Source organism: Actibacterium sp. EMB200-NS6 (assembly GCF_001305615.1).
In the GTDB taxonomy this organism is placed as follows: domain Bacteria; phylum Pseudomonadota; class Alphaproteobacteria; order Rhodobacterales; family Rhodobacteraceae; genus Actibacterium_A; species Actibacterium_A naphthalenivorans.
On the sequence record NZ_CP010869.1, the window covers coordinates 3,561,155 to 3,573,579 of the forward strand.

10 protein-coding genes are annotated in these 12,425 nt (G+C 58.2%); 8 read left to right on the forward strand and 2 right to left on the reverse strand.

Annotated features, from left to right (window positions below):
* Positions 1-2: 2 nt before the first annotated feature.
* On the reverse strand, positions 3-1,274 hold the full coding sequence (locus TQ29_RS17325) for a sugar transporter (RefSeq protein WP_369817417.1): 1,272 nt from the start codon (positions 1,272-1,274) through the stop codon (positions 3-5).
* 93 nt (positions 1,275-1,367) lie between these two features.
* On the opposite strand from TQ29_RS17325, the gene TQ29_RS17330 reads away from it, so the two are divergent.
* The 8 genes from TQ29_RS17330 to TQ29_RS17365 all read left to right on the forward strand — a co-directional run bounded on the left by TQ29_RS17330 (position 1,368) and on the right by TQ29_RS17365 (position 11,476).
* Positions 1,368-2,168, forward strand: a complete 801-nt coding sequence (locus tag TQ29_RS17330) for an ABC transporter permease (protein WP_054540184.1) — start codon at positions 1,368-1,370, stop codon at positions 2,166-2,168.
* 224 nt (positions 2,169-2,392) lie between these two features.
* Positions 2,393-3,376, forward strand: a complete 984-nt coding sequence (locus tag TQ29_RS17335; protein WP_054540185.1) for a glycosyltransferase family 2 protein — start codon at positions 2,393-2,395, stop codon at positions 3,374-3,376.
* A complete protein-coding gene (locus TQ29_RS17340) occupies positions 3,369-5,183 on the forward strand; it encodes an FkbM family methyltransferase (RefSeq protein WP_054540186.1) in 1,815 nt (604 codons plus the stop codon). Before TQ29_RS17335 ends, TQ29_RS17340 begins: the two co-directional genes overlap by 8 nt.
* An 80-nt stretch (positions 5,184-5,263) precedes the next feature.
* On the forward strand, positions 5,264-6,289 hold the full coding sequence (locus tag TQ29_RS17345) for a sulfotransferase family protein (RefSeq protein WP_054540187.1): 1,026 nt from the start codon (positions 5,264-5,266) through the stop codon (positions 6,287-6,289).
* A 120-nt stretch (positions 6,290-6,409) separates the two neighbouring features.
* Positions 6,410-7,426 (forward strand): hypothetical protein, encoded by a 1,017-nt coding sequence (locus TQ29_RS17350; RefSeq protein WP_054540188.1) that lies wholly within the window; start codon positions 6,410-6,412, stop codon positions 7,424-7,426.
* Positions 7,423-9,228 carry a glycosyltransferase gene (locus TQ29_RS17355; RefSeq protein ID WP_054540189.1) on the forward strand — a complete coding sequence of 602 codons (1,806 nt, stop codon included), beginning with the start codon at positions 7,423-7,425 and terminating at the stop codon, positions 9,226-9,228. Before TQ29_RS17350 ends, TQ29_RS17355 begins: the two co-directional genes overlap by 4 nt.
* A gap of 101 nt (positions 9,229-9,329) precedes the next feature.
* Positions 9,330-10,355 (forward strand): hypothetical protein, encoded by a 1,026-nt coding sequence (locus tag TQ29_RS17360; protein ID WP_157445625.1) that lies wholly within the window; start codon positions 9,330-9,332, stop codon positions 10,353-10,355.
* Positions 10,352-11,476: a hypothetical protein gene (locus TQ29_RS17365; protein ID WP_054540191.1), complete on the forward strand. Its 1,125-nt coding sequence runs from the start codon at positions 10,352-10,354 to the stop codon at positions 11,474-11,476. The genes TQ29_RS17360 and TQ29_RS17365 overlap by 4 nt, the downstream gene beginning before the upstream one ends.
* A 4-nt stretch (positions 11,477-11,480) precedes the next feature.
* Here TQ29_RS17365 and TQ29_RS17370 read toward each other — a convergent pair whose 3' ends face one another.
* Entirely contained in the window at positions 11,481-12,425 is a 945-nt protein-coding gene (locus TQ29_RS17370; protein WP_037204767.1) for a glycosyltransferase, read from the reverse strand.

Here is a 12,425-nt window from a genome sequence, read left to right on the forward strand (position 1 = left end):
GGTCAGCGTCTGTCGCGCAGGCTGTAATAGATCAGCGCCAGGATCGACCACAGCAGCGTCAGGAACAACGCGGTCAGCCCCAGCAGCATGGCGCGCTGCGGGTATTCGGCCTCTTCGGCGAGGGTGGGCTTGATATAGGCGGCCAGATAGCGGCTTTGCCGCTGCGCCTCGGCCTGGGCGCCATCAAAGGCCGACAGCGCGGCGGTATAGGATTGCTCGGCAAACTCGCGATCCACCGTCAGGCGCTCGTACTCGGCAACCAGCGTGGCGTAGTCGCGGCCGCCGGGGCCCTGCCCGCCGATCCCGAATTTCTGCCGCTCTTCGTCGATCCGGTTACGGATCACGGCGATGCGGCGTTCACCCTGGGCGATGCGCGGATCATTCTCGCGCGAGGTTTCGCGCAACAGGTCCAGCTCGATCAGCGCTTCGGCGAGTTGTTGCTGAAGCGTATTCAGAAGGCCCATCTGCCCCTGGATATCGGCCGATGGATCCACGATCTGGGTGCGCGAACGGAAGGCGGTGACCGCCTCGCGCGCCTGCTTCAACCGCTCGACCGCCCGTTCCAGCTCTTCGCGGGCATAGCGGGTAGCGTCGTCACGGGCGATGGCCGACAGCTCGTTTATCATCTGCGAGCTTTCGTCGAAGATCAGCCGGGCGATGGCCCTGGCATCCTCGGGGGTGAAGGCCAGCACGCGCAGCTCGATCAGGCCGGCGCCGGCGTCATAGGAAATCCGCACCATGCGCTGCCAGAATGCCAGCAGATCTTCAATGCCGCCCTCGGGATCGAAGGCAAAGACCGGATCATCGGGCCAGGCCTTGGAATAGAGCGCCTTCAGCCCGATCTGGTCATCGATCTTGCGCACCAGCTCCTGGCTCTGGATGAACTCATAGAGGATATCAGTGTCCGACGAGCTGGAGGATGAAAACTGGCTGAGCCCGCCCAGGATATCGGCGGCGGGGCTTGTCTCTTCGCGGCGGACGGTAAAGCCGGTGGTCGAGCCATATTGATCAGCGGCGCGCATCCACAGATACCAGCCGGTCAGCAAAAGCGGCGCGATGACCAGAACTACAAAGCTGAGCATCAGGCCGCGATGGCGGCGTTTGGGCCGCGCCGGTCCGGCCACCGGCTTGATGGCGACGGTGGCGGCAGGCGCCTGGGCGGACTTGCGCGGGCCGGCGGCCCGTTTGCGGGCGCCACCCTTTTTCCCGAGCGGACCCGCCGGGGCCTGCCGTACTGCGGCTGAAAGTCTGTCGGGGGTGTTGTCTTCGGTCAAAGGTCGTTTTCCGCCAGAGAGAGCAAATTGCAACTATCGTGCAAGGCTTACATAATGCAAGAACGCAGGAAGAGACAGGACTGAACACCGCCGATGACCAGTTATCTTGCCCCCGACGCGATGCGCGCGCGCCGCTTCAAGACGGCCCGCACGGTGCTGGCGCTGATGCTGCGCGAAATGTCGACGACCTATGGCCGGTCACCGGGCGGCTATCTGTGGGCGGTGCTGGAGCCGGTGGGCGCCATCGCGGTGCTGTCGTTCGGGTTTTCGCTGCTGGTGCGCAATCCCGCGCTTGGCACCAGCTTCATTCTTTTCTTCGCCACCGGCTTTCTGCCGTTCGGGATGTATAACGTGCTGGCCAACACCATCGCCCGTTCGCTGCGGTTCTCGAGGGCGCTGCTGGCCTATCCGGGTGTCACCCCCGTCGATGCCATCCTGGCCCGGTTCTTCCTGAACGCACTGACCCAGATGATGGTGTTCTATCTGGTGATCGCCGGCATCCTCATCCTGTTCGACACCCGCACCATCCTGGATTTCCCGCCAATCCTTCTGTCGTTGCTGATGAGCGCGCTGCTGGGGCTGGCGGTCGGCACGATGAACTGTGTTCTGCTGGGCCTCTTCCCGATCTGGGAGCAGATATGGAGCATCGTCAACCGGCCGCTGTTTCTGGCCTCGGGCATCCTGTTCCTGCTTGAGGATCTGCCGCCGCTGGCGCAATCCATCCTGTGGTTCAACCCGCTGGTGCATATCACCGGCATCATGCGCACCGGGTTTTATTCGACCTATGACGCCGCCTATGCCTCGCCCGTCTATGTCTTCGCGCTGTCGGCGGTGCTGATGTTTTTCGGCCTTCTACTGCTGCGCAGATACGACAGGATCATCCTGAATCAATGATCGTTTCTGCACCTGCATCCTCTTGCCTTGTGCTGGCGGTGGAAGCCTTTTACAAATCCTCGTGAACACAGAGAGGCATGCCGAAAACGGCGGGAAACAGGGTTTGCAGGCGGTGCGAAAAGACATTGAAAGCGGGGCGGGTGACGCGCGGTTCCAGTGGAAACCGGCCGTGATCCATCCATGATCGTGGGCAACTAAGGCAAAGACCGGGGCGCAACTACCATATGACGAAACTCACGTGCATTACGACGACGTTCAACGACGGCAAGGCCCTCTACAACAGCGTCAATTCCATTCTGAATCAAAGCTACGAAAATTTTCAGTATATCATTGTCGATGACGGCTCTTCGGATGAAACCCGCGATATCGTTTCGTCGATAAAGGATGAGCGGGTTCAAGTCATTATGCAGGCAAATGATGGTGTTTCGGGCGCGCGCAACAAGGGCATGGAGCACATCGCGGGAAGCTATGTTTGCTTCCTCGATTCCGACGACACGCGCCCAAACTGGGCATTTCAGGCCATGGTCGACGTTGTCGAGAGAGAGGATCCGGACCTTCTGCTTTGCAGAGGCACCCTGTCAGAGCTGCGCGGCGATCTCTTTCCTTTCTATGACGACCGGGTTTTCGAGATCATACGAAACAGCATTGGCACGCAGCCGGCCGTTCAGGGAGATCCGGGAACACAGGCGGCGCTTCGCCTTTCCCAGCTTGTCGAGCCTCAACCCGCGAACAAACTCATTCGCACCAGCCTAATCAAGAGAAACAGGATCGAGTTTCCCAACACTCATTTTTTTGAAGATATTTTCTTTCACAGCAATGTTCTGGCGCGTGCGCAGAAGGTTTCATTTTTACACACCTCCTGCTTTTCGTACTTCAGACGCTATGTCCGCCCGCAAACCACCAGTTCAAGCTCGGATCTTCGGTTTGACATCATTCCCGTAACGAAACTCACCCTCGAGACATTTGAAAAATTGCCGCAGTTCCATGACCCCTATCACAGGGCTGCGGTTGTCGCGTCCTGCTTCAAGATCCTGGAATGGTGCGAACAATCGATCTCGCTTCACTACCGATATCACTTCCGCGAAGCCGCGCGGGCGCTTCTGACCTTGATCAACCCGCTGTTTTTGCATTTCCCGCACGACACGCCGGATGGCATGGAAGTTATCAGATCCGCAGAGAAATATATCGGAGGGCTGAGCCATGCTTGATAAAACGGCTGTATTCCAGATGATCCAAACCAGTCTGTTCGGCCAGGCGCTTGAGTTGAAATCGGCACCCGACGAATTCACCATCAATGACAGCAACTGGCGCACGAAAGCCATCTATGAACCGTTCCTGTCAGCATATCCCTTGCCGAAATCCGGTGTGGCGATCGACGTCGGCGCCGCTTATGGCGGCTTTGCCATCCCCTTTGCGCTGGCCTACCCCTCTTGGACGATCTGGTGCTTTGAGCCTGACGACAAAGCCTTTGCCGCCCTCAGCGCCAACATCAGCGACCACAAGCTGAAGAACGTGATTGCCGTCAACGCCGCGGTGGGCGGCGAAGGCGGCAAGCCTTCGGCGGCGTTGCTTCGCGCGCTGAAAGCGAAAGACGGCGAGAAGGTGAAAAGCGCGCTGGCGAAAGGGCCGTTTTTCCAGCACCGTGAAAAACGCGGCTACGTAGAGGCGCATACGCCGCCGGAATTCCACGAGGAATTCGATCAGATAGCATTCCCAGCTTTTCCGCCCGAGGCGCTGAACGAACTGGGCGCCACCTTGCTGAAGATCACCGCGCCGGGCAGCGAGAACAACATTCTGGCCGCTGTGCGCGACAGCTCTATCGAATTCATCGTCGGGGAACTGTGGAAGCCGGTTCCCTCGGGCCTGACCTACCGTAGTGATGGCGTCGCGCGGCAAGTCTATCTGCCGCTTGCGGGAACCACGCTCAAGCTGCGGCAATCGCGGGATTCTCTGGCAAGCCGAGCCGGGCTCGATGTCGTTGTAGCGATGTACAATACCGCCGGCTACATTCAGGAGTGTATTGACAGCATCATCAACAACAGCGCCGAAGATGTCCGGGCGATCGTTGTTGACGACGGTTCGACCGACGGCTGTGGCGATATCGTGAAAGAGCTTTATGCCGACAACCCGCGGGTAACCCTGCTGCGCAAGCTCAACGGTGGCTGCGCGTCGGCACGAAACTACGGGCGGTTGCATTCGAATGCCACCCATATCACCTTCATTGATGCCGACGACGTGGTCGATGCCGACCTATACCCTGTGCTTCTGGAAATCGCCCGCTATTCAGGATGCGAGTTGACTCAGGGCGGCTTCGCCTTCCTGCATGAAGATGAAAATGGCGAACGGCGGCTAGAGCCCAGCTACGAAGACCGCGACTTTGGCCATTTCGAGCGGCAGCACTTCGGGGATGTTCCCTTCTTCGTGGTACCCAACAACGTGCTGATGATCGGCCAGCCGACAATCTGGCGGCGCGTCTATCGCCGCGATTTCCTTGACAACAAGAAGATCTGGTTCCCCGAGCACATCCGCGCCTTCGACGACCAGATTTTCCAGATGCTTACCCTGCTTTACGCATCGGATGTCTATTGCACCGACAAGGTGAAATACCAGTACCGGCAGCATCCGGGCCAGGACATCAAGCAGGGGGACGAACGGTTCTTCTATTCACTGGAAATGTTCCGCATGATGCTGAAGCGCGGGCTTTCAGAAGGCTGGAACGATTTCGACCCCATCCTGCAATCCTATGTCAACACGGTGAACTGGATCTACGGCGGGTTGCGGCCCGAGCTGAAGCCGATCTTCATCAAGGGCGCGGCAGAGCTTTGGGTCTATATGCAAAAGGCGCTGGGGCCGGGTCCGTTCCGGAAATACGGCGCGAGGGTGTTTGACGCGGTCGATTTCGCTTACCATGCGCAGAGATGTGCCGACAAACTGTCGGCCTATGGAGATTCCTACATGTGGGCCTATCTGGATTCGAAGCTGATGCATGTGGAGATGGTTCGGGGGAATAAGTGAGTGTCCAACTCCGCGAATGCGCTACACTTGAGCGAAGAGACGTATCCGTTTGAATCCTCAAGGATAGAGAGTGCCAAAAAATGAAAAAACGAATTATCATTCATATCGGCTATCACAAAACGGGGTCGACTTCCTTGCAATCGTACATGGAAGAAAACCGGGATTTTTTGAGCAAGCGGGGTTTGTACTATCCCGTGACAAAGCGTGATCACGACAGAGATTATTTTAACAAGCACCTGAAGCTTTTCAATGATCTCATAGTCATTGATCACCACGATGATGAGTTTTTTGAGAAAGTGGCCACCGTTTTCGAGCCGTATTTGAACGAGATCGAAAAGTCCGGCTGCAACTTAGCAGTGCTGAGCGAAGAGAGCTTTAGTGCTTTTGGCCCGAAAATGATTGAAGCACTTGGCTTCCTTCGGAAAACCTATGACGTGAAAATTCTTGCGGTGCTGAGAAGGCAAGATGAATTCTTGCAGTCATGGTATCATCAGACCATTAAGGATTTTCGCGAGGTTCGGGACTTCTCCCAGTTTTTGAAGGATGAAAACTGGCGAAGACTCCGTTACGATGAAGCATTGGCGCATTGGGCGGCCGCATTTGGTGATGAAAATCTTATCGTAAGATCGTACGACCTTATAAAGAAAGAGAAAACGGAAAATATTCTCTCGTTTCTTCTGGGTGAAATACTGGGGAAGCACCCCGATTGGACGATCGAGCAAAGGGTGTGGAATTCTTCATTTTCCAGCATCGGCTACGAAGTGTTGAAGTATGTGTCACGTCAAGGGATGCCTGAGGCGGAGTATCGCCAACTAATTCAGACGCTTCATGCTCAGATACGTCGACTTCCCGATGTCAAGACGAATCCACTTTTTCTACGCCCCTATCTGGATCAAGATCTCTGCAACGTGATCTATAGCTGGTTCTACGAATCCAATGTCCGCACTGCCGAAAAATATTTCGGCAGTCAAAATATGTTCCCCGGATTTTCTGGCTCTGAGATCCCTCCGAAGGTCGTAAAAAGTTTCGAAAATAAAATAACGTTTTTCCCTCGGGAAGTTGTCACAGCACTTGTCCAACTCCTGTTAAACAACGAGCCGCGCTAAACTAAGGGAGAAGGGATTCAGTCAACTTGCAAGCGTGAGCCAACAAAGTACCTGAAAGCCCACTCTGCGTTAAAGGCGGCAATAGTAACTTCGAACGGACGCAAAAGACATAATACTTCCATGAGAACACTCTACCTGCACATCGGTACCCACCGGACCGCCACAAGCTCCATTCAGGCCTTCCTGCACGGCAATTTCCGCAACCTCATCACCAAGGGGTTCTTGTACCCGCTCGGGGCGAAGCGCCATATCGTGCTGGCCAACAAGCTTTTGTCGGGCGCGGTCGATGCGGAAGCCGTTGGGGCGGATCTGGAAAAACGCGCCAGCGACAAGCCTAATGAAATCCATTCCCTCATCCTCAGTGACGAAGATATCTGCATGCGGCGTGACCTGTCGCGGCTGAAAGGGTTTTCAGAACATTTCAACGTCAAGGTCGTCTACGCCCTGCGCCGGCAGGATCTCTGGCTTGAAAGCTGGTATCTTCAGAACGTCAAATGGCAGTGGAACCCAGAGCTGTGCCACCTCACGCTGGATGAGTTTCTGGGCCGCCAGGCGGATTTTCACTGGATCGACTACAACGGCTATGTCGCGCATCTCGAAGAGGTGTTCGGGCGGGAGAACGTCATCCCCTATGTGTTCGAGAAAGAGCAGATGCCCGAAGGCCCCGTCATGCATTTCTGCAATGTGGTCGGGCTCACGGATCGGACGGGGTTCAACCCGCCGCAGCACAGCAACTCGAGCCTGTCGCCGCTGATCTCGGAATTCATGCGCTGTCTGCCACTGGACGAGGCGCCCGCCCCTTATCGCAGCGTGCTGGAAGCGGCCTGTACGCAAGTCGACGATAGCCTGTCAGGGAACCGGACCGGTTCCCTGATTCTGAACGCCGTTCAACGGGCCGAGATTCTGGAAACCCATGAAGCTGGCAACAGGGCGCTCGCGCGTCGCTACTTCGGACGCGACGAACTGTTCCACGCCCCTCTGCCCGCGCCCGACGCGCCGGTCGCATCCATGAACCTGCCCGCCGACAGCTACGAGCTGATGCAGGAATTCGTGACCCCCTTGGTGCGTGAGCTGATCAGCGAATACAAGAAACGCGAAGCCAAGCCCCCTGCCCGATCCCCGGAGACGTCCAAGTGATCACCCTTCAGAACCTGCTGTTCCCGGAACGGGATATTTGCACGGAGTTCGATCTTTATTTTCACCTGAATGATGGCGCCGCCGTCAGCCTTTCGGAGCCGGCACTGCATCTTGCCCCCGGCGGCAAGGCGCGGCTGGGCACCTATTTCAACTCTTTCAGCCTGGGCAAATGGCATGAGGCCGGCGCGCTTGACGGGCTGTTCTTCGCGCTCACCGGCACCGGCAAGGTCGAGGTGAAGCTGTTTCTCGCCATCCCCGACCGGTCGTGGGAGATTCTCTACTGCGAGATCCTGACACTCGATCCGGAACAGGAAAGCCTGGCCGACCTTTCGCATTATGCCGCGCTCTCTGAACGCGGCGTTATTTTCGCCGAGGTCAAGGCCGCCGAAGCCGCGGCCACCGTCACCGGCGGCGGCTTCAAGACGGACAAACAGCCCAAGCATCTGCCCCGGCTCGCCGTCAGCATCACCACGTTCAAACGCGAAGAGGCGGTGCGCGAAACCGTGGCGCGACTGGACGCGTTCATAAAGTCATCGCCCTTTGGCGCCGGCATCCACGCCTTTGTCGTCGACAATGGTGCCAGCGCCGATATCGCGGCCACATCCAACATCACCCCGATCACCAACAAGAACCTGGGCGGGGCCGGCGGCTTTGCCCGTGGCCTGCTGGAGGCGTCGCAGGCCGGGTTTACCCATTGCTTGTTCATGGATGACGATGCCGCCTTCCACATGGAAAACCTGCACCGCACCTATGCCTTTCTGGCCCTGACCGAACACCCCGACACCGCCGTCGCCGGGGCGATGATCAACAACACCCATAAATGGGCGATGTGGGAAAACGGCGCCTGGTTCGAAAAATCCTGCCACCCGCTGTTCTGCGGCGCCGATCTGCGCCGCCTGGAAGAGGTCGTGGGGATGGAGCTTGCGACCACCGGCCCGGCCCACCGCAAGGCCTATCCGACGCTTTACGGCGGCTGGTGGTTCTTCGCGTTCCGCATCGATCAGGCAAAGCACCACCCCTTCCCCTTCTTCGTGCGTGGCGATGACATCAGCTTTTCGCTGGCCAACGGGTTTCGCATCACCACGCTGAACGGGGTCGTGTCGTTTCAGGATGATTTCTCGGAAAAGGAATCGCCACTGACCCTGTATCTCGATCTGCGCAACCACCTGCTGCACCACCTGATCTTCGACACGCTCGATCTGGGCCGGGTCGGCACTGCCAAGGTAGCGCTGCGGTTCATCATGCGCAGCTTGGTGCGGTTTCACTATGAAACCGCCGAGGCGCAGCTTTTGTCTTGGCAGGACGTGATGCGCGGCCCGGAATTCTTTGCCAGCAACGCCGACATGGCCGAGCGGCGCGGCCGCATCAAGGCGATGACCGACGTCGAAACCTGGCGCCCGGCCGATGATTTCGACCTGACCGAGCGGCGGCGCTACACGCTTCGCCGCGGCCGGGGCTGGATGCGGCTTTTCGTCTACAGCCTGAACGGCCATCTTCTGCCGTTCTGGAACCGCCGCGCCGACCGGATCGTGGTGGGCATGGGCGAGCGTGGCACCCTGCACCCGACATGGGGCGCGCAGCAGATCACCTATCTGAACGCCACCCGCGACAAAGCCTATATGGTCAAACAGTCCAAGCGCCGTTTCTTTGGCTTCGCCTGGCGGCTTATGGGCACGACGCGCCGGTTCCTGCGCGACTATAAAGAGCTGAAGGCAGCCTATCGCACGCAATACCCGCAGATGACGTCAAAAAGCTTTTGGGAAAAGACATTATATGCCGAGCCGACGGACAAGGCGGCCTGAACCTCACCTCTGACACGAAAGGGCAGAAATTGGTAAAATCCCTTGTTTTTCACATAGGTGATCCCAAAACCGGCTCGACCTCGATTCAGGATGCGCTGGCGATGCAGAACTGGACCTGCGCGGGGCCCTCGGTCGTCTATCCTGCGCGCCTGAACGACATCCCGCTCAGCAAGACGTTTTACGACGATGCACATAAAGGCGAAAAATCAGCCCGGATGCTCAAACTTGCTGGGCGGATCGCCGCCTCGAACGCAGATATCGCCGTAATCTCGGCGGAAACCTTCGAACATGCCGATCCCGCTGACGTGAAATCGGCGATCAAAACCTATCTGCCCACTTATGGAAACAATGTCCGCGTGATCGCCTATGTGCGGCCCCATGCCGATCGTCTGGTTTCCGCTTATGCGGAGCGTCTGAAACAGGGCTTTTTCACCGGAAGCCTTGATGAGTTGCATGAGCGGACCAAGAGCGCCGGCAATTTTCAATACTACCCCCGCTTTTCCAAATGGCGCGAAGCCTTTGGCCCCGCATTCGAATTGCGGCTGATGAGCCGCGACAGACTTTATCAGCAGGATGTGGTTCAGGATTTCCTCAGCTTCGTTCTGGGCCATACGGATTTCACCATGAACGGCGATCAGGGCAGCAATGAATCGCTCAGCCTTGAAGATCTTGCCATGCTGCGGGAATTTCATCTGCTGGTCCGCAATATGAAGATGCACAAGAAACTGATCCCGGCGCGAAAGGCGGTCGGCTGGAACTTCGCCAAGCTGCTGACCGAGATGCCCCGCAAAGAAAGCACCCGGTTGCGGCTGCACCGCGCGTTGGTTCCTGATGTCATTGAGACCTACCGAGAGGATGCCGCGCAGATGGACAGTGCGTTCTTCGAGGGCACGCCGCTGTCTGACGCTTTGCTTGAGGCCGGGGCAAAGGCAGTGGATGAACCCCAGTCGTTCAACGCCGAAGACCATTTTTCAAAGGACGATCTGCGCTATATTCGCGGCTGGTCAAACTTGATTGCCGATATGCTGAAACTGAGTCCTGAAGGAATACCTGCGCATTTTAGGGCGGCACAGGCGACAAAACTGGCAACGAAACGAAAGCAACTGGCCGGCGGCATGGCAAAATGAAATTTCCCCGATTCCGCGATCAAAATAAGGGCAATGCGCCGGCGAAGAAGCTTGTTTTTCACATTGGTGATGCAAAGACCGGCTCTTCATCGATTCAGCAGGTGCTTTTCACTGGTGGCTATGATTGTCCCACGGTTAAAACCGCCTATCCGGACAGCATGGCACAAATTCCGCTGGCCCGCTCTCTGTACGTGCCGGAGGAGAAAAGCCGCGCGAAAAACAGATTCAAGGCAACCTCTTCCTGGGTCGACAAGGTGGATGCCGATCTGGCCGTTATTTCGGCCGAGCATTTTGAAAATGTCCCTCCCGAAACCTTCAAAGCCGCGCTGGAGAAATACTTCTCGGACTATGCCGAAGAAGCGCTGGTCGTCGCCTATGTACGCCCCCACGCTGATCGGTTCGTCTCTGCCTTCTCTCAACGTACAAAAACCGGCCTCTTCTTTCGTCAGATGGATCACTTCCACAAACGAATGTCCGACAAGGGGCGGTTCATGTATACGCCACGCTTCGCCGCCTGGCGCGATGCGTTCGGAGATCGTTTTATCCTGCGGCCGATGATCCGCAGCGAATTGCACGAAGGCGATGTGGTGAAGGATTTCCTTCACACCATTCTCAACGGGGCCCCTTTCGAACTTACCGGGCTGGGCACGGCGAATGAGTCTCCGTCTTTGGAAGAGCTCTCCGTGCTTCGGGAGCTCAACCTGGCCTTCAAGAAGCGCGATCTGCCGCATGGCGTCTACCATGCCGCAAGCGCCCATTTCTCTCGCGTATTGCCCCCGCCCGCCATCGGGGAAACCCGCACCAAGCTGCGGCTGCACCGCGCCTTGGCCGAGGACATCGTCAGCACCTATCGCGACGACGCGCAAAAGCTGGATGCGATGTTTTTCCCCTCCGGCCTGATGAGCAAGGCGCTGGAGGCGTCTGTGGAAAAGGCTGTCGATACACCGATGTCGACAAAGGCCGAGGCGCATTTCACGCCCGACAGCCTGCGTATGATCCGTGCGTGGAGCGCGCTGACAGCGCAGATCCTGACCATGGAGCCGGAAAAATGGCCGCCGCATTTCCGAGGGCTGCGGCGGCGCAAGCTGCTTGAGGATGCAAAGGCGGAAAGCGGCGCCTGAGCCGCTATCTGCCGTGCTCGATCCGGCATTGCCGCGCCCGGCGGCCCAGCAGCCCGTCACGCACGGCATCCCACAGCAGGCGGTAATAGGTGCCCCGGTCTTCCTCTCCCTGAAGCCGGCCCTTCAGCACCCATTTGGGCACAACGATGATCAGCGCCGGCCAGAACAGCCAGCCCGCCGCCAGCCGGTAGAGGAACATCAGGTTGCGGTAGTAGTAATAGGTCTTCCACACCGGCGTGAACCCGCCCCGCGCGCCGGCAAAGGTAGAACAATCATGTTCGAACCGAACCTCGGATGAAAAGGCCATCCGCCCCCCGGCCTGGGTCAGGCCCAGCGTGTAAATCCCGTCTTCGGCATAGATGAACAGCCGGCCATCGGGATAGCCCGCCTTGGCAATCGCCCCGCGCGACAGGAACAGCCCGACGAAAGACGCCCCGTCGACCGGGCGCAGCGTGGTATCGGCGAAGGCGGCGTTGTCGAGGTGAAACGCCGGCCGCCCGCCGCCCAGCATGGTGCGCAGAAACACGTTGCGGTGCTGAAACGGGTTCAGCACCGGCCGGTTCATGTCACAGACCTGCCCGTCAGGCTGGCGCACCGCCGCGGCCACCGCATCCCAGCCCTCGAGCGAAAGCTGCCGGAACGCGGTCATCGCGCCGGGTTCGGGGCGGGCATCATCATCCAGCACCACGATCCAGTCGGGGTCAAACCGCTCTACCGCCAGGCGCATCCCCTGTTCAAAGCCGCCGGCGCCGCCAAGGTTTTCACCCGGCAGCAGCAGCACGAGCCGCGGGTCATCGACCCCGGCCAGCCATTCGCGCGTGCCATCGGTAGAGCCGTTGTCGACTACGATCACATGATCCACCTGCTCGCCCAGCAGCCGCGGCAGCGTCACCCCGATCTGGTCACGCCGGTTATAGGTTACCACAACAGCGGCTATGCGCAGTGTCAT

What these genes read in the sequence shown, in the direction of transcription:
- TQ29_RS17365 (WP_054540191.1), top strand. Translation starts at nt 10,352, where the DNA reads ATGAAATTTCCCCGATTCCGCGATCAAAATAAGGGCAATGCGCCGGCG.
- TQ29_RS17370 (WP_037204767.1), bottom strand. Translation starts at nt 12,425, where the DNA reads ATGACACTGCGCATAGCCGCTGTTGTGGTAACCTATAACCGGCGTGAC.
- TQ29_RS17345 (WP_054540187.1), top strand. Translation starts at nt 5,264, where the DNA reads ATGAAAAAACGAATTATCATTCATATCGGCTATCACAAAACGGGGTCG.
- TQ29_RS17350 (WP_054540188.1), top strand. Translation starts at nt 6,410, where the DNA reads ATGAGAACACTCTACCTGCACATCGGTACCCACCGGACCGCCACAAGC.
- TQ29_RS17360 (WP_157445625.1), top strand. Translation starts at nt 9,330, where the DNA reads ATGCAGAACTGGACCTGCGCGGGGCCCTCGGTCGTCTATCCTGCGCGC.
- TQ29_RS17335 (WP_054540185.1), top strand. Translation starts at nt 2,393, where the DNA reads ATGACGAAACTCACGTGCATTACGACGACGTTCAACGACGGCAAGGCC.
- TQ29_RS17340 (WP_054540186.1), top strand. Translation starts at nt 3,369, where the DNA reads ATGCTTGATAAAACGGCTGTATTCCAGATGATCCAAACCAGTCTGTTC.
- TQ29_RS17330 (WP_054540184.1), top strand. Translation starts at nt 1,368, where the DNA reads ATGACCAGTTATCTTGCCCCCGACGCGATGCGCGCGCGCCGCTTCAAG.